General features: G+C 61.0%; 19 protein-coding genes. 10 read left to right on the top strand and 9 right to left on the bottom strand.

What is annotated here, in order from left to right; all coding sequences use genetic code 11:
- Nucleotides 1-44: 44 nt before the first annotated feature.
- Nucleotides 45-1,361, bottom strand: coding sequence for an MFS family transporter (locus tag ABWO90_RS06140; RefSeq protein WP_353190320.1), 1,317 nt, complete (start codon nucleotides 1,359-1,361; stop codon nucleotides 45-47).
- Nucleotides 1,362-1,817: 456 nt separating this feature from the next.
- Between ABWO90_RS06140 and ABWO90_RS06135 the strand changes: the two genes are divergently transcribed.
- The gene (locus tag ABWO90_RS06135) at nucleotides 1,818-2,765 is read left to right on the top strand and encodes a 2-hydroxyacid dehydrogenase (RefSeq protein ID WP_353190319.1); all 948 of its coding nucleotides are present in this window, start codon (nucleotides 1,818-1,820) and stop codon (nucleotides 2,763-2,765) included.
- A 56-nt stretch (nucleotides 2,766-2,821) separates the two neighbouring features.
- Here ABWO90_RS06135 and ABWO90_RS06130 read toward each other — a convergent pair whose 3' ends face one another.
- The 3 genes from ABWO90_RS06130 to ABWO90_RS06120 all read right to left on the bottom strand — a co-directional run bounded on the left by ABWO90_RS06130 (nucleotide 2,822) and on the right by ABWO90_RS06120 (nucleotide 5,962).
- Nucleotides 2,822-3,697, bottom strand: coding sequence for a VOC family protein (locus tag ABWO90_RS06130; protein WP_353190318.1), 876 nt, complete (start codon nucleotides 3,695-3,697; stop codon nucleotides 2,822-2,824).
- A gap of 239 nt (nucleotides 3,698-3,936) precedes the next feature.
- A complete protein-coding gene (locus ABWO90_RS06125) occupies nucleotides 3,937-4,527 on the bottom strand; it encodes a hypothetical protein (protein WP_353190317.1) in 591 nt (196 codons plus the stop codon).
- Nucleotides 4,528-4,894: 367 nt separating this feature from the next.
- Nucleotides 4,895-5,962 carry an NAD(P)-dependent alcohol dehydrogenase gene (locus ABWO90_RS06120; protein ID WP_353190316.1) on the bottom strand — a complete coding sequence of 356 codons (1,068 nt, stop codon included), beginning with the start codon at nucleotides 5,960-5,962 and terminating at the stop codon, nucleotides 4,895-4,897.
- A gap of 284 nt (nucleotides 5,963-6,246) precedes the next feature.
- On the opposite strand from ABWO90_RS06120, the gene ABWO90_RS06115 reads away from it, so the two are divergent.
- Together ABWO90_RS06115 and ABWO90_RS06110 are read left to right on the top strand one after the other, a co-directional pair.
- Entirely contained in the window at nucleotides 6,247-6,819 is a 573-nt protein-coding gene (locus ABWO90_RS06115) for a hypothetical protein (RefSeq protein WP_353190315.1), read from the top strand.
- A gap of 66 nt (nucleotides 6,820-6,885) precedes the next feature.
- Entirely contained in the window at nucleotides 6,886-7,461 is a 576-nt protein-coding gene (locus ABWO90_RS06110) for a hypothetical protein (protein WP_353190314.1), read from the top strand.
- 26 nt (nucleotides 7,462-7,487) lie between these two features.
- Here ABWO90_RS06110 and ABWO90_RS06105 read toward each other — a convergent pair whose 3' ends face one another.
- From ABWO90_RS06105 to ABWO90_RS06085, 5 genes are all read right to left on the bottom strand, one after another.
- Nucleotides 7,488-7,787, bottom strand: a complete 300-nt coding sequence (locus ABWO90_RS06105) for a DUF6587 family protein (RefSeq protein WP_353190313.1) — start codon at nucleotides 7,785-7,787, stop codon at nucleotides 7,488-7,490.
- 18 nt (nucleotides 7,788-7,805) lie between these two features.
- On the bottom strand, nucleotides 7,806-9,662 hold the full coding sequence (feoB, locus tag ABWO90_RS06100; protein WP_353190312.1) for a ferrous iron transporter B: 1,857 nt from the start codon (nucleotides 9,660-9,662) through the stop codon (nucleotides 7,806-7,808).
- 5 nt (nucleotides 9,663-9,667) lie between these two features.
- The gene (locus ABWO90_RS06095; protein WP_353190311.1) at nucleotides 9,668-9,904 is read right to left on the bottom strand and encodes a FeoA family protein; all 237 of its coding nucleotides are present in this window, start codon (nucleotides 9,902-9,904) and stop codon (nucleotides 9,668-9,670) included.
- 251 nt (nucleotides 9,905-10,155) lie between these two features.
- A complete protein-coding gene (locus ABWO90_RS06090; protein ID WP_353190310.1) occupies nucleotides 10,156-10,917 on the bottom strand; it encodes a PA3715 family protein in 762 nt (253 codons plus the stop codon).
- Between the two features lie 124 nt (nucleotides 10,918-11,041).
- Nucleotides 11,042-11,932, bottom strand: a complete 891-nt coding sequence (locus ABWO90_RS06085) for a LysR substrate-binding domain-containing protein (RefSeq protein WP_353190309.1) — start codon at nucleotides 11,930-11,932, stop codon at nucleotides 11,042-11,044.
- 427 nt (nucleotides 11,933-12,359) lie between these two features.
- On the opposite strand from ABWO90_RS06085, the gene ABWO90_RS06080 reads away from it, so the two are divergent.
- The 7 genes from ABWO90_RS06080 to leuC all read left to right on the top strand — a co-directional run bounded on the left by ABWO90_RS06080 (nucleotide 12,360) and on the right by leuC (nucleotide 20,343).
- Nucleotides 12,360-12,950: a VOC family protein gene (locus tag ABWO90_RS06080; protein WP_353190308.1), complete on the top strand. Its 591-nt coding sequence runs from the start codon at nucleotides 12,360-12,362 to the stop codon at nucleotides 12,948-12,950.
- Complete coding sequence (locus ABWO90_RS06075) at nucleotides 12,943-13,848, top strand: alpha/beta fold hydrolase (protein ID WP_353190307.1); 906 nt, start codon at nucleotides 12,943-12,945, stop codon at nucleotides 13,846-13,848. Before ABWO90_RS06080 ends, ABWO90_RS06075 begins: the two co-directional genes overlap by 8 nt.
- 86 nt (nucleotides 13,849-13,934) lie before the next feature.
- A complete protein-coding gene (locus tag ABWO90_RS06070; RefSeq protein WP_353190306.1) occupies nucleotides 13,935-15,083 on the top strand; it encodes a porin in 1,149 nt (382 codons plus the stop codon).
- The gene (locus ABWO90_RS06065; RefSeq protein ID WP_353190305.1) at nucleotides 15,058-16,203 is read left to right on the top strand and encodes an MBL fold metallo-hydrolase; all 1,146 of its coding nucleotides are present in this window, start codon (nucleotides 15,058-15,060) and stop codon (nucleotides 16,201-16,203) included. Before ABWO90_RS06070 ends, ABWO90_RS06065 begins: the two co-directional genes overlap by 26 nt.
- A gap of 462 nt (nucleotides 16,204-16,665) precedes the next feature.
- The gene (locus tag ABWO90_RS06060) at nucleotides 16,666-17,475 is read left to right on the top strand and encodes a citryl-CoA lyase (RefSeq protein WP_353190304.1); all 810 of its coding nucleotides are present in this window, start codon (nucleotides 16,666-16,668) and stop codon (nucleotides 17,473-17,475) included.
- Nucleotides 17,476-17,714: 239 nt separating this feature from the next.
- Nucleotides 17,715-18,878, top strand: coding sequence for a CaiB/BaiF CoA transferase family protein (locus ABWO90_RS06055; RefSeq protein ID WP_353190303.1), 1,164 nt, complete (start codon nucleotides 17,715-17,717; stop codon nucleotides 18,876-18,878).
- Nucleotides 18,879-18,927: 49 nt separating this feature from the next.
- Nucleotides 18,928-20,343 (top strand): 3-isopropylmalate dehydratase large subunit, encoded by a 1,416-nt coding sequence (leuC, locus tag ABWO90_RS06050; RefSeq protein ID WP_353190302.1) that lies wholly within the window; start codon nucleotides 18,928-18,930, stop codon nucleotides 20,341-20,343.
- Nucleotides 20,344-20,356 lie beyond the last annotated feature (13 nt).

The raw sequence follows: 20,356 nt of genomic DNA, 5'->3' as shown, positions 1-20,356 counted from the left end.
GGCCGGTGACGGGGGGTGTCGGGCACCCCGTCCGGCCGTTGCGATCAGTGTTCGTGATGCAGGTACTTCGCCTGACGCGGCAGTCGCAGGCTCACCAGGAACGCCACCACCATCATGGCCGTGACATACCAGTAGAACGTCGGCTCCATGCCGGCCTTCTTCAGCCCGAGCGCGACATATTCGGCCGAGCCGCCGAAGATCGCGTTGGCGACGGCGTAGGCCAGGCCGACGCCCAGTGCGCGCACTTCGATCGGGAACATCTCGGCCTTCACGATACCGCTGATCGACGTGTAGAAGCTCACGATGGCGAGCGCCACACAGATCAGGACGAACGCGGCGGTCGGGCTCTGCACGGTCTTGAGCGTGGTCAGGATAGGTACCGTGGCAATCGCGCCGAGCGCACCGAACAGCAGCATGTTGTTGCGGCGGCCGATCTTGTCCGAGAGCATGCCGAAAATCGGCTGCATGCACATGTAGACGAAGAGGCAGGCCGTCATGATGTAGCTGGCGGTCTTGATCGGCATGCCCGCAGTGTTCACCAGATACTTCTGCATGTACGTGGTGAACGTGTAGAAGATCAGCGAACCGCCGGCCGTGTAGCCGAGCACCGTGAAGAACGCGGCCTTGTGGTGACGGAACAGACCCGCGAGCGTACCGGCTTCGCTGTTGTTGCGGCTCGCGCTCGTCGACGTTTCATGCAGCGTGCGACGCAGCAGCAGCGCGACGATGGCGGTGATCGCACCGACCACGAACGGAATGCGCCAGCCCCAGGCCTTGAGTTCGGCTTCGGAGAGCAGTTGCTGGAGGATCACGACGACCAACACGGCGAGCAACTGGCCGCCGATGAGCGTGACGTACTGGAACGACGAGAAGAAGCCGCGACGGCCCTTGAGCGCCACTTCACTCATGTACGTGGCGGTCGTGCCGTATTCACCACCGACCGACAGACCTTGCAGCAGACGCGCCAGCAACAGCAGCGCCGGCGCCCAGTTACCGATGGCGGCGTGCGTGGGCAGTGCCGCGATCAGCAGCGAGCCGAAGCACATCATCATCACCGAGATGACCATCGAGTTCTTGCGGCCGTTGCGGTCGGCGATGCGACCGAAGATCCAGCCGCCGATGGGGCGCATCAGGAAGCCGGCGGCGAACACGCCGGCGGTGTTGAGCAACTGCGCCGTGGGGTCCGAGCTGGGGAAGAACGCGGGCGCGAAATAGATCGCGCAGAACGCATAGATGTAAAAGTCGAACCACTCGACGAGGTTCCCTGACGAGGCCGCGACAATCGCGAAAACGCGCTTGCGGACTTCTTCGGGGGTGGGCGGCGTGTCGATTCCGGCGTTGGTGGTAGCTGTGTCTCTCATTTCTACTGACGATCGGGGGATCGCATTGATAACTACGTTTGCAACATGACGCAACGGCGATGACCGTCGCGTCGCGGGGGCGGGGCCACTATAGCGGTTCGGCACGGGGGCAGACAATGCCTGTGCACCGGTTTGATTATTGTGAATATAGCAACAATCATCGGTATTGTTGCGTTGCAGCATGGTGATGATGCCCGTCCGGCGGACGTTTGCCTTGGCGATGCAGCGATCTAGCCGATGAGACTGGCGCCGCTCAAATCGAGAAAAAAATTTCGCGATGGCTGGCCCGGCGTCTGAACGGAACGCCCATGGGTGAGGTGTCGCATGCATTTCTGGGGGATATTCATAAGCTTTTCGATAAGAAATGCTTAGTGGCGAGTTCGGCTGCCCGTAGGATGAAAGACCGCTTTTTTCCTATGGCGCTCGCGAGCGCGCGACGCGCCAATCCCCGAAGTCATGCAAGGCGATACGTTATTGATCAAGTCGGGCGGCGCGGCTGCGCTGACCGAATGGCAGCACCATTTCGCGAGGCTCTTGCCCGGCTTGCGCGTGTACGGCTGGGACGACCCGTTTGTCGACGCGCGCAGTGTGAAGTATGCGCTGGTCTATCAGCCCGATCACGGACGGCTCGCGCATTACCCGCGCTTGCGTCTCATTCTGAGTGCGGCGGCGGGCGTCGACCATATCCTCGCGGACCCGACATTGCCGGTGGGCATACCGATCGTGCGCATGGTGACCGATGAAACGCGAGAGCGCATGAGCGATTTCGTGACGCTCTCGGCGCTGGCGATCGTACGTGATCTGCCGTCACTGGTTGTCGCGCAGCGTGAGGGACGGTGGGCGAACGAACTGACCGGGCGTCTCGCGCGCGATACGCGGGTCAGCGTGCTGGGGTTGGGGGAGTTGGGGCGAGCCGTGGCTGCGCGTCTGCAAGCCAATGGCTTTCAGGTGAGTGGTTGGACGCGTACACCGAAGCCACTCCCGAACCTGCGCGTCTTTGCGGGCGCAGCGCAGCTCGACGCACTGCTTGCCGAGACCGATATCCTCGTCAATCTATTGCCCGACACGCTCGCCACGCGCGGCATTCTCGGGCGCGGGTTGTTTGCGCGTCTGCCGCCGGGCGCGAGTCTCATCCAGGTCGGGCGCGGTGCGCATCTCGACACCCAGGCCATGCTCGATGCGCTCGACAGCGGTCGTTTGCGTTCGGCTGTCGTGGACGTGTTCGATATCGAACCGCTACCGCCCGAAAGTGCGTTGCGACGACATCCGAGAGTGCTCGTCACGCCGCACATCGCGTCGACGGTGTCGTATGCGGCGCGGGCGCGTCAGGTGGTCAGCGTGCTGGATGCGCATCGGCGGGGCGAAGCGCTGCCGTTCGTCTACGACGCCGTGCGCGGGTACTGACGCTTGGTCTGCGTTACCACGCGACATCGCGCGGCGTCATGCCGTGTCATGCCATATCAGGCAGCGCGGGAATCGCTGTCGTCCCCTTCGACAAACAGGAGCGCGACGTGAAACGCGTCGGCGGCGCTCACGAGCAGGGAACCGTCGTCACGTATCGTCCACGGCACACCGTTTTCGCGTAGCGTGGCTTGCGTCTGGTCGAGCGAGCGGGTGCGCAGGACAAGCGCGACGCCGCGCTCGCTGCCGTCCGAAGTCGCCTCGACGGCGCCGAACTGTTGCTCGGCTTGCGTCGGCGTGACGAAATGCACGCGTGCAACGCCCGCTTGGAACGAAAGGCCCGATGTACCGGCCGTGTCCAGAACGCCGGGGCCGAACATCCGGTCGTAGAGCGCGGCGGTGACGGCAGGGTCGGGCGAGGCGATGACGTACCCGACGATGTCGATCACGCCGTTCGGATGATCGCGCCATTCGTCGCGCCAGACATGTTCCGGCGTGAAGTGATGGCAGAAGAAGGTCCGGCCGTTGCGCACCAGTTCATTGGACAGACGCATCGTGCGAAAGCGCGCGTTCTGCGTGGTGCCGTCGGGCAGCGTGACGGGACGGAAGAACTCGGCGGGTGCTTCGGCACCGATGTCGCGCGCCCGGAGGTGGGCGAAGAGGGCGTCGATGTCGGACGTTTTGAACGCGAGACCTGTCAGGCCGAGCGGGGCTTGCATGACGTCCGGGCGAACGGTCGATTTCCCTGCCTCGAAGCCGAGGAGTTCGAGGTAATTCTCCCCGAAGATCGCCAGATGGTTGCTGCTGCCGAGCGAGTGGTGGCCGCGTTCGGTGAGCGAGAAGCCCAGCCGTTGATAGGTAATCACCGAAGCTTCGAGTTCGCCTTTGACATTGATGACGGCGTGATCGAGCACCGGGGCGGAAGTGGATTTCATGCGTGCTTTCCAGAGGATTCGAGACAACTCACGAGCGGATCGGAAAACGCCGTGACCTTCGGCGCCGGATCTCGACGGGAAGCATAGATCAGATAGCGCTCGACTTGTTAGGCAACTGAGGTCGAGGCTTCAATCTGGAGACAATTCGGAGGCCATGCGGGCGAGGATGGGCCACCGCTTCGTGTGTCGCGACTGTGCGGTCGCGAGCGTACAGGACACCAAACGCTGTCGTGCCCCTTTCAAAACCGCCGTTTCACATAAACCGTCGCCCCGATATCGTGTTGCCCGAGCAACGGCACGCGCGCGGTGGCTGACACGGTCCATGAGTCGGTCTTCAGGGAGAGGCCACGCTTTGGATCCGAGCCGAGTTTGTCGTCCATGTTGTTCCATTGAACGAACGACAGTGTGGGCGACGTCGACGGTCCGATAAACAGGTAACGCGGTTTCGATTCCGCAACCGCCGCGCTGCCCGATGGGCCGACCCAGTCCGCCCGATGGTTATCGCTCGGCGCCACGGCACTGTTCACCGCCTCGATCCGGGTATAGAGCAGCGTGTTGTCGTTGGCGAAGTCCGTCACGTCGACGCGGTCGGTCCGGGATACGGCTTCCGAACCTTCGCGGCCGAACGGATACACCGTCACAGGCACCGGCGGGACGACCGCGACGGAGACCGGCGCGGGGGGCGGGGGCACATGGATAGGGAGGGGCGCCGGGCCCACGTTGGCCAACATCATCTGTTCGGATGATGTTCCGTTGGCGCCATCAGCAATCGCCGCGCTGCACAGCGTGGCGACACAAGCGCCGATCATCCATTTGTTCAGGCACGTCATGGACATGCCTCCCGTGAAGGAATGGCAACGCTACGGCTGGCCCCACTTTGACCTCGCACCGCGCGCTTAGTCCGCATCGCCCGCTTCGTATTACGAAACGAACGGCCTGGACGAACCGTCTTGAGCGATTTCCACGCGTCTCGTGCACTTAGGAAGTTTAGTCAGACATTTGCGTCTCGCCACCCCAATTTGCACCGACAGTTTCCCGTGCCTACCCGTCGCGCCCCGCAGAAGCCCGTCGGATATGACTCAACGGACGTGGTCCTTCAGGCGCCTTCGGGTTTATCCCGACGCGCTTGTGCGGCGCAGCCAAGGAAAACGCCGCGCACGAGTCACGTGCGCGGCGCGGGACGGACGTGACTGCCGATCAGGTCCTGGCGGTATCGTGCAGCGTGGCCATGTCGATGACAAAGCGGTAATGGACATCGCCCGCGACGGTCCGGTCGTAGGCTTCGTTCACGTCTTTCATGGCGACCATCTCAATGTCGCAGACGATGTTGTGCCGACCGCAGAAGTCGAGCATCTCCTGCGTCTCGGCGATGCCACCAATCAGCGAGCCGGCCATGCTGCGTCGCTTGAAGATGAAGGGCACGCCATTGGTGTGGGTCAACGGCTCGACGGCCCCGACAATCACCATCGTGCCGTCGCGCTTGAGCAGATTCATGTACGGATCGGTGTCATGCCCCACGGGAATTGTGTTGAGCAGGAAATCGAACGTGCCCGCCGCCTTCTCCATTGCCGCTGCGTCCTTGGAAATCAATACCTCGTCCGCGCCGAGTGCCTTTGCGTGTGTGCCTTTCTCCGGCGACGTCGTGACCATGACGACATGCGCGCCCATCGCGTGGGCGAACTTCACCCCCATGTGCCCGAGGCCGCCCAGTCCGATGACGCCGACGTTTTGACCGGGACTGACCTTCCAGTGACGCAACGGCGAGTAGGTGGTGATCCCCGCGCAAAGTAATGGCGCTGCGGCCGCGGGATCGAGATTCTCGGGAATGCGCAGCACGAAGTGCTGATCGACCGTGATCCGGTCCGCATACCCGCCCAACGTGAATTCATGCGGCGTGCCGCCGATCTTGTCTTCGCTGTCGTAGGTCGCGGTGAATCCATTCTCGCAATACTGTTCCAGACCGTCGTAGCACGACGCGCAGTGGCGGCAGCTATCGACCATGCATCCGACACCGACGAGATCGCCCGCCTTGTACTTCGTGACCTTGCCGCCGACTGCCGATACACGACCGACGATTTCGTGGCCCGGCACAAACGGGTAATGTGTACCGCCCCATTCCTCACGCGCCGTGTGAATGTCGGAGTGACAGATGCCGCAGTAGAGAATTTCGATCACGACATCCTCCGGCCGGGGCTCGCGCCGCTCGAACGGGAACGGGGCGAGTTTGTTGCTGGGGGATGTCGTGGCGTAACCGAATGCCTTCATGGCAGTGCTCCTGGAAAGATAGGGGGCAATCGAGAGATCACTGGGCAATGCGAGATTGCCGGGAAGCCGGCAAGCGTTGACTCGCGGAGTCGGGCGCGCCGGATAAGGGGAGTCTGAAGGGGCTTGATGAAAGATTATGCGCTTATCGCCGGCGGTCTGCTTTTGACCAAAATGGGGTATCGAAAGCGGTGAAATCAGGCGGCGACCTCGTCGAACTCCTAAACTTTTCTCGAATTCGGCCGATAACGTGAGGCAGTCCTCAATTCCCACGGAAAAATCGAGCCATGTTTCTCATCAGAACGATTGTTGGCGGGGCATTCATCGCATCGTTGAGTGCCTGTACGGGGCCGAGTCCCGTGCCGGTCGCCCGAGCCATGGTCTATTACGACCGCGCCGCGTTTGTCGAAACGCTGAAACACGACATGCCTGCGGTCACGGGCGATGTCGTCCAGCACGGCCGTTGCGAGGTCTTCGTCACGACACCGGAAAACAATGTCGGATCGCAAAAGCCCTGCGTCTTCGCATTGACGCGCGATACGGTCTACGTCGCGTCATGGAATGCCTTCGGCACGAAGTACGAAAACCTCATGACGATCCCGCTCAAAGGCGTCGATCAGGTGGCTTATACGGCGTTTGGCGGTATGCGTCAGGTGCAGTTGACGGAGAAGAAGCGTCTGCTTGGTCTTGCCGTCTTCAACGACGAAGCGACCGCCAATCCTGAGAAAGAGACGAAGCAGGCATTCGAATCCATCAAGGATGCGGGCGTCCCGGAGGGGAAGTCGATCCGCGGTGTCATTTTCTCGAACGCCCTCTATTACTCGACGTACTCGCCGATCTACATCAACACCCGAAAATAATCGACGGTGCCGGCCTGATCCTGCGTCATCGCTCGCAGGGTCCGTCGGTGTGCCGCGTGGTGCCTCATGAAAACGAACAGATATTTTGGATGGACCGCCGTTTGCGCACTGGCGCTCGCGGTGACGGGATGTGCCAATGTGCCATCGTCGCCGGAGACGCTGGCCCGATTTTCCGGGTCTTACGAGGTGGTGGCGCAGGCGGGGCCGAAGGCATTCGAGTTCACGCAGATCGACTTGCGATTCAATCGCGACAACAGCGGCATCGCATCGGCAAACGTGAGGCTGACGAACGGCGAGACTTCGGTCGATTACGTTTATCTGAACTGCGGATATCCCGGCGATCGTATTGCCAATAACTTCAGCGCCAGTGAAAAGCCCGGCGACAGCGAGGTCATTCGCTGTCAGCAATCGGTGCCGCGTGGGCCGGTGCTGTTCATGGCAAGAGCCGTCGACGGTCGTCCGCTCAAGTTCATCGGGTATAGCGGTGGCATGATTTCGGCGATGTTGGCGAAAACGGTGGTGTCGGAGACCGGTTGGAAGATCGGACTCAGCTGGGGCCCGGACACCCATAGCGGCTATGCCGTGCGACGCAAACCCGAAAGCTCTGCCGATACCACCGGCGCCTTGCGCACGGTCGAGTAGGCCTCGAGCGGGCCTCGGGTGGGCCTTTAACGGGGCTCCGACATCTCTGCCGGTTTCTTGCGGTAAAACCGGACGGGCGACGCCTTCGCCGGCGCCGGCGTCGTGCATTGGGACGTCGAGCAGCTTGAGCACCCGCTGGCGCATCCCGATGTCGGGGCGCTTTCATTGCGCCAGCGTTGCGGGATCGGGACACCGCATCGCGCCAGCACGTTCAGACACCACCGCGTCACCGCGCGGGTCGGACGTGGCAGCACATGCCGCAGCACGGCCAGCGCGCTCGCGGCGACGATCGCGCCGACGACGACATATTGCGCGGTGTGTGTCATGGCAGACGTCTCCCTATCTCAAAGCAGCCACATCGCCAGGCGATACGTGACGAACGACACGGCGTAAGCCAGGCCGAACATGTAGCCGAACGAGATCAGCACATAGCGCCAGGACCGGGTCTCGCGGCGGATCACCGCGAGCGTGGACATGCATTGCGGTGCAAAGGCGAACCAGGCGAGCAGGGAGAGCGCTGTCGCGACGGAGAAATTCGACGACAACGCACTCGCCAGTCCAGCCGCGTCATCCGCGCCACCCGCCACGGCATAGACCGTTGCCAATGCCGTCACGGCAGTCTCGCGTGCGGCGAACGCCGGGACCAGTGAAATGCTGATCTGCCAGTTGAAGCCCAGCGGCGCGAAGATCACACCGAGCGCACGACCGATATAGCCCGCAAACGAGTAGTCGATGGCAGGCCCCGTTGCGCCCGCAGGTGCCGACGGGAACGTCGAGATGAACCACATGAGCACCGTGAGCGCGAGAATCACGCCGGTGAGCCGGCGCACGAAAATCCAGCCGCGTTCCCAGAGGCCCAGTGCGAGGTTGCGCGCCTTCGGCATGCGATACGACGGCAACTCCATGAGCAATGGCGGCTGGGAGCGCGTACCGCGAATGCGCTTCGAGACCCAGCCGACGGCCATCGCGCCCAGAATCCCGGCGGCGTACATCGCGAACAGCACGAGCCCCGGCAACTTGAAAATCCCCAGCACCGGACGATCCGGAATGAAGGCGCCGATCAGCAGCGCATACACCGGCAGACGCGCCGAGCACGTCATGAGCGGTGCGACGAGAATCGTCGTCAGGCGTTGACGCGGATCGGCAATGCTGCGCGTGCCCATGATGCCGGGAATCGCGCATGCGAAGCTCGAGAGCAGCGGGATAAAGGAGCGTCCGGTCAGGCCGACCTTGACCATCATGCGGTCGAGCAGGAACGCGGCGCGCGGCAGATAGCCCGATTCCTCCAGCACGAGGATGAAGAAGAACAGCACCAGAATTTCGGGCAGGAACCCCAGCACGGTTCCCAGACCGCCGAACAGGCCGTCGACGATCAGGCTTCGCAGTGGGCCATCAGGCAGCCATTCGCCGGCTTGCCCGCCGAGCCAGCCGAAACCGTCGCCGATGGCGTCGGTCATCGGCTTGCCGATGAAGTACACGGCCTGAAAGATGAGGAACATCACGATGCACAGCACGACCATGCCCAGGATCGGATGCAGCGCAATCCGGTCGAGACGCTCGTCGAGGCCATCGGCGGTCGCGGGCAGGCTGACCGAGGCAGCCATGACGTTTCGCACCTCGGCATGGAGATCGCGTCCCGCCAGGTCGAATCCGCGGCCGTTGGCGCCGCTGTGCGCGTGTCCGGCGGGTGAGTCGCCATCGAGCGTTTCGATGAGCGCACGCACGCCATTGCGCGCAATCGCCACCGTCTCGATCACGGGAACGCCCAGCTCGCGCGACAGTGCCGCGACATCGATCTCGATGCCCCGGCGGCGCGCGGCGTCCATCATGTTCAGCGCCAGTACGGTGGGGCGTCCCAGCGAAAGGACTTCGAGCACGAACCGCAGGTGAAGGCGCAGGTTCGTCGCGTCCACCACGCAGACGATCAGTTCGGGCTCCGGTTCGCCCGCGTAGCGGCCGTGGAGCACGTCGTGCGTGACCTTCTCGTCAAGACTGGTGGCGGACAGGCTGTAGGTGCCGGGCAGGTCGAGTACGCGAATCGTCTTGCCGGTCGGCGAGACGAAGGCGCCTTCCTTGCGCTCGACAGTGACACCGGCGTAGTTCGCGACCTTCTGGCGAGCACCGGTCAACCGATTGAAGAGTGCCGTCTTGCCGCAATTCGGGTTGCCGACGAGGGCGATGCGCAGCGTCGTGGATGCCATCGGATTCACCCTTGCCGTACCTGAACGCGTTCGGCTTCGTCGCGCCGCAGCGCGAAGCGGGTGGCCCCCACCTGAACGACCATCGGGTTGCCGCCCCAGGGCGCGAGCGCCACGACCCGCACGGGTTCGCCCGCCACGAAACCCAGTTCGCGCAAACGATGGGCGATCGCATCGGGCTGCGCGCGATCGTCGACAGACACCACGGTGGCGGTGCTGCCCTTCTTCAAGGCCGACAACTGCATGGGAGGTCTAAAACAAGAACAATAATGATTCTCAGTATACGTGGGGTGCGGACGTTTGCCGAATGACCACGGGCTTCGCAAGGGTTCACCCGCGTGCCGTGCGGGACAGGAGGTCCGTCCGAACGGGGCAGTGACGGTGTCATGGTGCCGGGCGCTGCGTCCTTATGTCGCACCGGGCCGGCCGTCGGCGCTGCGGTGCCCGGGCGTTCCCGGCAGCGGCAGTCACCGCCGCCGCGACGGCGTCGGTTGGCTCAACTGCCTGCCAGGGCTTTCGGCACCACATATCGGGTGCCGTCGTAGTCGAGGGTGACGTTCGCGGCCTTCGACGTGATGTCCTTGCTCGCACAGTCGTTGCGCGTCGGTTTGTTGGTGGTCGTCGTGGTTTTCGCGCTGACGATCAGCCTTGCGTAGCCGTCTTTCCCGGCGGCGCCCACGGAGACGGCACGCGATGTGTCGTCGAAGCTGCCGGCACAATTGCCGTCCCATTCTCCGCCGCCCGCCTGCGTGACGAGGTTGTCGAGCACCTTGCGCAGTTTCGTGCCATCGAGCACGTAGAGGCCGAGCGTCGTTTGCGAGAACGGGTTCACGCGCGACGAGCCCTCGAACGTGGTGCGTACACCGAACGCCAGCACCTGCGGCGTGAGGCGCCATGGAGCGGTATCGAGCGCGAGGCCGCGCAGCATGATGGCGTCGGACGTGATGGCCGATTTTTCGAAGCGATGCACGAGGATCTTGCCGCTCTGGCTGTCGGCGACGAGCACTTCCACGTCGTAGACCTTGTCGTCGTCGGTGCCGCCAGCTTGCCTCATCGGCAGGATGGCCAGTGTCTGCGCCGGATTCGCCGGCCAGACCTTGCAGGCCGCGAATTCCGCGTCGACGGTTCGCCCGGGCTGCAGCGCCTTCGTCCACTCGTTGAAACGATCCTTGCAATCGGCATGGGCGAGCAGCGGCAGGCAAAGCAGGGAGGCGGCGATGAGATGGCGCATGGGTTTCGGATGAGCGGCAGGTGGCATGCGCCACTCCGGTGCGGATGGCGCGGGTGCGGCCATTCTACCGGCGGTTGGCCGTCTCGCCCGGTGCGAATCACCCGCTCGGACGGCAACGAGAAATACACCGCAATGCCCAGCGCCTCGCCGCTTATTTCGGCCGGGCCTTGCCCACCGCTCTGCGAATCATGACGGCAAGATACTTCGCCGCGGTGGAGCGTGGCGACCCACGGCGCCACAATAGGCCAGGCGAGCGCATTGGAGTAGGATCCTCCAACGGAATGAACTTGATTCCTTCGCTCGAAGTGTTGGCGCTTTGACCGACGATCGCAGCGATATCGCTGTTCCGCACAATTTCAATCATCGCGGCAATCGAATTGAGTTCCGCGATAACAAGCGGCGAGGCGCCAGACGTGGTGAAGCAATCGTCGAGCAGCTGCCGCGTGGAGAAATGTGAGGGTAGGAGTACCAGCCGCATGCCGTGAAGTTCGACCATGCGAACACGCCGCCGGCCGGCCATGGGATGATTAGGCCCAACGACGAGCATCAACTCTTCTGCATAGAGTTGTTCGAACCATAGATCATGCGATACGTCCGGGAGATATGAGATACCGATGTCCAGTTCGCCCTTGCGCAAACGCTCCAGAATCTCGGCGGCCGGTAGTTCCTCAACCACAACCCGCACCAACGGATATCGCATTAGAAAAGCGGATACGCATTGAGGGACCAATCTCAGATTGAAGCTTTGCGTCGTTCCGACCCGCACTTCCCCCTCAACCGTTTCCTGTCCGCCGCGCATCGCCCGTACAGCCAGGTCAACTTGCTGCAACACGGGCGCTACATGTCGCAGTAGCGTCTCGCCTGCCTCGGTAATCGTCACCCGCTTTCCATTGCGATTGAACAATGGATGGCCCAACTCCTCTTCAAGTTGCCTAATTTGATGCGACAGCGTCGATTGCGTCACGTGCACGCGTTCGGCGGCTTTGGTGAAGTTGAGCGTCTCGGCGACCGCCTCAAAGTAGCGGAGGTGGCGAAGCTCCATGGGACTCGTGCTCAAAGGAAATGGGGGTCGATAGTTGCATAGATTCCATCGGTAGACAATTCCGGCAGACCATAAATCGACGGCCCGATTGAATCGCTTTGCCGAGCATCGCTTGAGGATCCGATGCCTGTCAATCGAGACCACCGCGACTCAGCGAGTACTGCAATGCGGGGCGAAACGAATTTTGCCTGCGGCGCAGGCCGGCAATCGCTCAATTTCCACTGAATAATCGACCGTGTCGATGCAAACCATCGACAGACCAATATGTACGGCCTTCTCGTTGAAGGGTAAGCTGAATCAATAGGTAAGCTGACGCTTCGATCAGTCGGTGCCGACGCCGCGACAATCAAACGATGCGCAGCAATAGCCGGTGCCCTGTTGATCGGGTCCGGCCAAACACAACAAATACCCGCAAGGAGACAACGCAATGAGCCTGGAGAACTGGACGCCCAACGACATCGATCTCGAATGTGCGGCCAAGGTCGCGGAGCAACGGCGTAGTGCCAACCGCGTCAAGATGTTGCATCACCATGCATTTCGATGCCGCGATGCCGCCCAGACGCGCGATTTCTATGAGGGTTTGCTGGGCATGCCGCTGGTTGCTGCTTGTATTGAACCTATCGATCCGCTCACCAACAAGGCCGATCCGTACATGCATCTCTACTTCGAGCTCGCTGACGGTAGCGCGCTCGCGTTTTTCGATTACCCATCGCATTTCCAAGACGGGGACTTCGAAGACGTGGATCAGTTCGGCCACCATATCGCGATGGAGGTCAGTGGCGGTGAACCGACCCTGGATTCATACAAGCAGCGACTGAATGCCGCGGGCCATGATGTGCTGGAAATCGATCACGGGTACTGCAAGTCCCTCTACTTCTACGACCCCAATGGTTTGCGCGTGGAGTTTGCAGCCAACGTGCCCATCACCGAGCGCTTCTTCGCGGACAAATATCAATCGGTGAATGCAGATCTGGACGCCTGGAGCGCGTTGAAGAAGAAGCACTATCACCATGGTTGAGCATACGGCCGTATCGAAGCAAAGCTCGGTAAGCTGGGCGCTGGGCCGGGTTGAGTCATCGGACGGCTGTCCGATCGCCTACGGCACGACAGGCAATGCCAATGGTATTCCGGTGGTGTTTCTGCATGGCTTCGGACTTGATCATCGAATCTGGGAAACCGCGCTGAGCGGCGACTTGCTGCGCGAGTTTCGGGTGTTGGCAATCGATCTGCGCGGCCATGGCGCGTCCGGGCGCCCAGCGACGAGCGCCGCATATGCCGACGGCCGTCTGTGGGCGGACGATCTCGGCGCGGTCGTCGCGCGCGAAGGCGTGAGCCGGTTTGCCGCCGTCGCCTGGTCGTTCGGTGGTCGGATGCTTCTCGATTACGTCGAACACAAGGGTGCTGACCGCATCTTCGCGGCAAACTTGATCTGTGCGGCCAGTCTTTCCGATCCAACGCTGCTAGGTAGCGACCATGGTGTGCTTGCCGAGCTTTGTTCGGTATCCGGGCCTGTGGCACAGCAAGCGGCCGAAAGGTTTCTGCGCGACGTGCTCAGGCTGCGTAGTGGCGACGCGGCCTACCATGCCGCCCACGACGCGCTTTCTTCCGTTAGCGCTGAGCAAAGACAGTGGCTACGGCAGCGCCCGCTTCAATATGATGCTCTGATCGACGACCTTCGCATCCCGGTGCTAGTGAGCCATGGCATGTGCGACAGCGTAGTGCTCCCGGATCATGCACTTCGGCTGAGGAAGCGTTTGCGCAATGTCAGTGTGTCCCGCTATGACGGCGAAGGACATGCGCCATTTCTAGGAGATCCTGCTCGATTCGCACGGGAACTCTCTGCGTTCATACGCCGGCACAAGGATAGTGCACGAGCGACGGATTTGACGCCTTCCTCCGCTGTGAGCGACGGATAAAAGACCGCCTTCGTCTCACCAATTCCAATGTAAATAAAACGAACTGCGGAGCGAAAGCTCGACAGCGGGTAGAGGAGACTTTTGCTGTGAAAAAGATAGAACAAAGCAAACATTTCGCGGGCAAAGCGGTGTTGATAACTACGGTCTGGATAGCGGGGACCATGGGCTCAGCATACGCTCAAGATGGCGTTAGCATCTCGGGGATACTTGACACCGGCCTGCGTTACGTAAGCCATGTGGGCACGCCGAGTGGAAACCCGGGTGTCCTGCAGGCAGCCAGCGGGCAAATCATTCCGTCGTCTTTTCAGTTCAAAGGGACTGAGTCGCTTGGCGGCGCCACGCAAGCCATCTTCCTGTTGCGCGCGCCTTTCCTCGTCAACACGGGGCAGTCGAACGGGCGGGCATTCAACATTTCATATGTAGGTTTGCAGAACGATAAAGCGGGCGCGTTCACGCTGGGGCGACAGGTAGATCTCGGTGCGGATTTTTTCGGAACCATTGCCGCCATGAATGTCTGGTCTGGCATGTCGGGCGCTCACATTGGCGATGCAGACAATCTGTACGCGTCGACCAAGATCAGCAACATGGTCAAATTCAAGAGTGCGTCGTTTGGCGGCTTTTCCGCGGGAGCCACCTACGCATTCAGCCAGACGGCCGGCGCCGCCGATTTGAATCGGCTGTGGAGTGTGGGGGCAAAGTATGCGAGCGGTCCGTTGCAAGTTGCGACGACGTATACGGTGCTCGATTCCCCAGGCGCCACCGCGAACGGGGCGGTAGGCTCGACCGGTGTTGGCGTCAACAATGACTATTCGGGCCTGTTCCGCGCCAGTGCCCGAGGCGCTTCCGTCCAGAAGCAAGAGATTCTTGTCGCGGGCGGCAAATACGATTTCGGTTCTGCGGCAGTCGCCGCCATATATTCGAACGTTCGGTTTCGCTATTTGGATGCCACGAGCACGACGCTCGACAACTATGACGTGAGCGCAACATATCAGCTGAGTGTGCCACTCATGCTCGGGTTGGGATACACGCGAACCTATGCGAGAGATTCACAGACCGCAATCTACAACCAGTTCAACGCCGGACTGACCTACTCCCTGTCGAAACGCACGCTGATCTACCTGCAAGGCATCGCGCAGATCGCGTCGCGCCAAAGCAATGCGCAGATATTCGGAGCACCGACGTCGGGCGACAACCATCAATACATGGGAATTGGCGGTATCGAGCATTTCTTCTGACATCGCGTCGACAACCGGTATTCGATCCGAATTTTCGGCCGAACAGGCCGAGCCCGGTGGTGTTAGCCATCTACCATTAGAGAACGAGGGAAATATGAAGGGGACGAGTGTTGATTTGGGGCGGCTGATGTTGTTGGCGAAGCATACGTCGTGCGTTTTGATGGGGCTTGCGGCGGCATTCGGGGGCGGGCTCGCGTACGCGACACCGCCTGCCACAGCGCCGGCTGCGGGTACGGAACTCATTCTGTTGGGAACGCAAGGCGGCCCGCCGCCAAGTCCCACGCGTTCACAGCCGTCAGACTTGTTGATGGTCAACGGGCGAGGCTATCTGATAGATGTCGGCGACGGGACGTTACGCCAATTGAGCAAGGCGGGTGTGCCGTACCGGAGCATCGATCATATTTTCATCACGCACAATCATGATGACCACAATGCGGGGCTGGGACCGCTATTGGGGGTTGCGTGGACGATGGGAAAAGTCGCACCTACGGAAGTGATTGGACCCCGTGGAACCGCGAAACTGGTGTCTGGCTTGATCGAGGCGTTCAGCGCGAACGAGGACATCCGCATGGCGGAGATGGGAAAGTTTTACAAGGGGGGCTTGGAAGACCTCGTGCATGTGAAGGAAATTGCCGCCGGGTCGCGTATTTATGAGGACGAGAATGTCAAAGTGGATGCGATCCAAAACTGCCATTTCCATTTTCCGGCTGACAGCAAGCTTTCATCGAAAGATCTGAGCTTCGCCTACCGTTTTACTACCGCGCAAAAAACCATCGTTATCAGTGGCGATACGGGGCCGTGTCCGCAGTTGGTCGATTTTGCGCGCGGGGCCGATATCCTCGTACACGAGGTGATTAGCGTAAAGCTGATGGAGCCGTTGCTGCGCTCTGTGAGCGGCGGTTCGGAGGAGCGGCTCCAAGGCATTTTGCGCCACATGCAGGAAGATCACTCAACGCCGGAAGAGGTCGGAAAACTTGCGGCGAAGGCCAATGTCGGAATGGTAGTGCTGACACATCTCGGACCGGGCAATCCGGAAGATCCGGACGAGGCCTACTCCGCGGGCGTAAGAAAATTCTACAAAGGCAAGGTGGTGGTCGGGCGCGATCTGATGCGATTCTGACGCGACGACTCCCCGAGTCGAGTTGACTGTTTAGTTGACTGGAGCGCCGATGGCCGGATGGCTCTGTACAGAGCCATCGCGCAGGTATCGGGGCTTCGGACGGCGGGCATCTCCTTGCATGCTTCTTCTCTGAAGATTATGGACATCTGAGCGGCGGCCATCCACTGCGTTTCGAGACGGGCGGCCCCGCGACGCCAGGCGGCGACGCCCACGAGTTTGAAGGCACTCACGATTGCCGAAGAAGCCATTGTCCGCAGGCCCCTCTTGCATCAGATCGACTTGGCACGGCGATAACGCTGCGCATTCGCCAGCTTCACGTCGCTCAAGCGATATGAGCGCGGCGTGATGTCGCCTGGCGGGCGGATTGACGTTCCGTTCCGGACTTGCGAATACGACTCCCGCTTTGTACCGAAAGCCAATCGCTCACATAAAAACTCAGCTTGAACTATCGGAATAGCTCTCATGAAAATCGGTAAGGAAACAGTACCCAAGACCAGCATTTCGACATCCAACCCCGACACCATCATTGTTCGGGGGAAAGACCTGTCACTCGAGCTCATTGGCAAGATTTCATTCACGGATTATTTCCACCTCCTTGTCACCGGGAAGCAGGCTACGCCTGCGGCGACCGCCGTCTTGAACGCGACGCTGGTCGCAATTGCCGAACACGGTCTCGTGCCGAGTGTCCAGGCTAGCCGTATGACGCTGGCCGCAGCACCCGACGCGCTTCAAGGCGCGGTTGCCGCCGGCATTCTCGGCTGTGGCTCGGTGATTCTGGGAGCTTCGGAGACTGCGGGGCGCCTCTTCGTCGAAGTTCAGGAGCGTGCTGGCGAAAGCGCCGACTTCCTGACTGCCGCAAAGCAACTCGTCCAGGAATACCGCGCACAGAAGAAGGCCATTCCAGGTTATGGACATCCGCTTCACAAGAGCCGCGATGCTCGCGTCGACGCGCTGTTCAAGGTCGCGCGGGAGGCTGACGTCGACCTCACGTATATCCGTATCGCCGAGGCCATAGAACATGCCATTCCGGAGGTCGCAGGAAAAAACCTGATGCTGAATGTCTCTGCGGCCATTCCTGCTGTTCTGCTCGGCATTGGTTTCCCGCTCAAGGCGCTCAAAGGCGTCCCCATTCTCGCGCGGACCGCGGGGCTGATCGGTCATCTAACGGAGGAGTTGGACAGATCGATCGGCTTTGCACTTTCCTACCAGGCGACTCGCGAAGTTGTGTACGACGGCGAAGCTCCGGAGGGTTTCGTTTCCGGCGGCCAATGAGACTTGCATAAGTGCCGACGTGGCCACCATTCAACCTGCTTTGAGTACGCGGTGATGACGTTGGCACGTCGTTGTGCGCTGCGTGGTCGAGCTTTTTCGTCATGCGATTGCCGCCTGGCAAACGCGTCGATCAGATAGCGCGCCAGACCCGAATCGGGGGTGCTCATTGGTGCACGTCGCAATAAATGGCGATGCCGAAGTCTGAGGCATCGAAACAAGTTAAATTCGGAGTGAAAATTATGGCAAAGGTTTTGGACGGTATTCGGGTTCTCGAGCAAGGTACCTTCATTACCGGACCGGCGGCAGGAATGTTGCTCGGCGATCTCGGTGCCGATGTCGTCAAGATCGAGCAGCCCGAGACCGGAGATCCTTTCCGGGCATTCAAAGGTGGCCTCTACAGCCCGCACTACCAGACATACAACCGCAACAAGCGCAGCGTGACGCTGAATACCAAGAACGAACAGGATCTCGAGGTCTTTGACGAGTTGGTGCGCAATGCGGATGTCTATATTCAAAACTTTCGTCCGGGCGCTGCGGAGCGGTTGCATGCCGGCGCGCAGCGGCTCCAGACGATCAATCCGCGCCTGATCTACTGCTCGATTAGCGGCTTCGGCGCGACGGGACCCGCGGCGGGCCGGCCCGCGTATGACTCGGTGGCACAAGCCGCGAGCGGCTTCCTCGGATTGTTGATCAACCCGGAAAATCCCCGAGTGGTTGGGCCCGCTATCGCTGATTCACTGACGGGATTCTATGCTGCCTATGGCATTCTGGGCGCCTTGCACGAGCGAAACATCACCGGCGTTGGCCGTAAAGTGGAAGTGTCCATGCTTGAAGCTATGACGCACTTCAACCTCGATGCCTTTACGCATTACTACGCGGCCGGCGAGGTGATGGGGCCCTATTCACGCCCCAGCGTGTCGCAGTCATATGTCATGAAATGTTCGGACGGGAAGTGGCTCGCCCTTCATATGTCCTCCCCCGAGAAGTTCTGGCAGGGCCTCGCCGAGGCTATCGAGCGTCCGACCCTGTTCCAGGACGCGCGCTTTTCTGACAGATCGGGCCGCATTGTTCATCAAACGGAACTCATCAAGATTTTGTCGGGAATTTTCGCTACGCGCCCGCGTGGCGATTGGTGTGCACGACTCGAAGGTCACGACGTGCCGCACGCACCGATGTATGACGCGAGTGAAGCGCTTGAGGATCCGCAGGCCAAACACCTGGAAATCTTGGTCAGCACCGAGCACAAGACCATGGGGGAATTCCGCACGGTTCGGCCGCCGGTCTCCTTCGACGGCGAGCGCTCGACGCATGTCGTCGCACCACCGACGCTTGGCGAACATAACGACGAGGTGCTCGGTCCCATTCGTGCACGTTTGCAAACCAAAGCGCCGGATGCCACCTGATCGTGCGACTCAGGTGCGGAAACCAGCATCTTGACCGAGGAGTACCCGGATGGGACGTACACTCTACGACAAAATCTTCGACGCGCACCTGGTGCGCTCAGATTCGGACGGCACGGCGTTGCTGTACATCGACAGGCATCTCATCAATGAGGTGACGAGTCCTCAAGCATTTGAATCGCTTCGGCTTGAGCAGCGTGTCCTGTGGCGCCCGCAATCCAACTTGGCGGTGGCGGATCACAATGTTCCGACGACCGGCCGGTCGGAGGGCATCGTTGACCCCACCTCGAAGATTCAGGTGGAAACGCTGGCCGGCAATTGCGCCGCCACATCTGTACGTCACTTTGGCATGACGGATGCAAGACAGGGCATTGTTCACGTGGTCGCGCCGGAAACCGGCGCGACCCTGCCTGGGATGACCATCGTCTGTGGAGACTCGCACACGAGTACGCACGGTGCATTGGGCGCTTTGGCATTTGGTATTGGCACGTCCGAAATCGAGCACGTGCTCGCCACGCAGACCTTATTGACTCGGCGTAGCAAAAGCATGCGCGTCACGTTGACGGGAAGTCTGCCACCTGGCTGCAGTGCAAAAGACGTCGCGCTGTATTTCATCGCGATCATCGGGACGGCGGGTGCGACCGGATACGCAATCGAGTTCGCCGGACCTGTGGTCATGTCGTTCTCGATGGAGGCGCGAATGACGCTGTGCAATATGTCGATAGAGGCGGGTGCTCGTGCTGGTCTCATCGCGGTAGACCAGACGACTCTCGATTATTGCCGTGGTAGAGAGTTTGCACCCCAAGGTGCCACTTGGTCGCAAGCTTGCGACGAGTGGCGATCGCTGTATTCCGATGCGGGCGCGGTTTTCGACAGGGAAGTCACCGTCGACGTCTCAAACCTGTCGCCTCGTGTGAGTTGGGGCACCTCACCGGAAATGGTCGTGGGCGTAGACGGCGTTGTACCGGACCCTCATGAAGTAGAGGATGCGTCGCGTCGTGATGGGTATCTGCGGGCGCTTGAGTATATGGGACTGGCACCCGGGACTCAAATGACCGACATTGCGCTGGACAAGGTGTTCATCGGGTCGTGTACGAATGGGCGTCTCGAGGACTTACGGGAAGCTGCGTCGGTCGTACTGAAGAGCGGTGGCCGCGTTGCCGGGAATGTTACCCAAGCCCTGGTCGTCCCCGGTTCAACGGAGGTCAAGTGGCAGGCGGAGCTCGAAGGCTTGGACCGAGTGTTTCGTGACGCCGGGTTTGAGTGGCGGGATGCGGGATGCTCAATGTGTTTGGGCATGAATCCGGACCGTCTTGAGCCCGGAGAGCGCGTTGCATCAACGTCGAACCGCAACTTCGAGGGACGTCAGGGGGCGGGAGGGCGTTCCCATCTGGTGAGCCCGGCGATGGCCGCGGCGGCGGCCATTGCTGGCCACTTCGTGGACATTCGTCTGTTCTACGCTTCATAAGAGGTTGAAATCG

It is taken from the genome of Pandoraea pnomenusa (assembly GCF_040391475.1).
Classification (GTDB): Bacteria; Pseudomonadota; Gammaproteobacteria; order Burkholderiales; family Burkholderiaceae; genus Pandoraea; species Pandoraea pnomenusa_C.
Note: the sequence above shows the minus strand (reverse complement) of the source record. Positions and strands in the feature narration are given on the sequence as shown.

Bases quoted from the DNA above. Each gene is read 5' to 3' on its own strand.
- ABWO90_RS06130 (WP_353190318.1), bottom strand. From the start codon at position 3,697: ATGAAATCCACTTCCGCCCCGGTGCTCGATCACGCCGTCATCAATGTC.
- ABWO90_RS06085 (WP_353190309.1), bottom strand. From the start codon at position 11,932: ATGGAGCTTCGCCACCTCCGCTACTTTGAGGCGGTCGCCGAGACGCTC.
- ABWO90_RS06110 (WP_353190314.1), top strand. From the start codon at position 6,886: ATGAAAACGAACAGATATTTTGGATGGACCGCCGTTTGCGCACTGGCG.
- ABWO90_RS06120 (WP_353190316.1), bottom strand. From the start codon at position 5,962: ATGAAGGCATTCGGTTACGCCACGACATCCCCCAGCAACAAACTCGCC.
- ABWO90_RS06055 (WP_353190303.1), top strand. From the start codon at position 17,715: ATGGCAAAGGTTTTGGACGGTATTCGGGTTCTCGAGCAAGGTACCTTC.
- ABWO90_RS06115 (WP_353190315.1), top strand. From the start codon at position 6,247: ATGTTTCTCATCAGAACGATTGTTGGCGGGGCATTCATCGCATCGTTG.
- ABWO90_RS06140 (WP_353190320.1), bottom strand. From the start codon at position 1,361: ATGAGAGACACAGCTACCACCAACGCCGGAATCGACACGCCGCCCACC.
- ABWO90_RS06105 (WP_353190313.1), bottom strand. From the start codon at position 7,787: ATGACACACACCGCGCAATATGTCGTCGTCGGCGCGATCGTCGCCGCG.
- ABWO90_RS06090 (WP_353190310.1), bottom strand. From the start codon at position 10,917: ATGCCACCTGCCGCTCATCCGAAACCCATGCGCCATCTCATCGCCGCC.
- ABWO90_RS06075 (WP_353190307.1), top strand. From the start codon at position 12,943: ATGGTTGAGCATACGGCCGTATCGAAGCAAAGCTCGGTAAGCTGGGCG.
- ABWO90_RS06095 (WP_353190311.1), bottom strand. From the start codon at position 9,904: ATGCAGTTGTCGGCCTTGAAGAAGGGCAGCACCGCCACCGTGGTGTCT.
- ABWO90_RS06060 (WP_353190304.1), top strand. From the start codon at position 16,666: ATGAAAATCGGTAAGGAAACAGTACCCAAGACCAGCATTTCGACATCC.
- ABWO90_RS06125 (WP_353190317.1), bottom strand. From the start codon at position 4,527: ATGACGTGCCTGAACAAATGGATGATCGGCGCTTGTGTCGCCACGCTG.
- leuC (WP_353190302.1), top strand. From the start codon at position 18,928: ATGGGACGTACACTCTACGACAAAATCTTCGACGCGCACCTGGTGCGC.
- feoB (WP_353190312.1), bottom strand. From the start codon at position 9,662: ATGGCATCCACGACGCTGCGCATCGCCCTCGTCGGCAACCCGAATTGC.
- ABWO90_RS06135 (WP_353190319.1), top strand. From the start codon at position 1,818: ATGCAAGGCGATACGTTATTGATCAAGTCGGGCGGCGCGGCTGCGCTG.
- ABWO90_RS06080 (WP_353190308.1), top strand. From the start codon at position 12,360: ATGAGCCTGGAGAACTGGACGCCCAACGACATCGATCTCGAATGTGCG.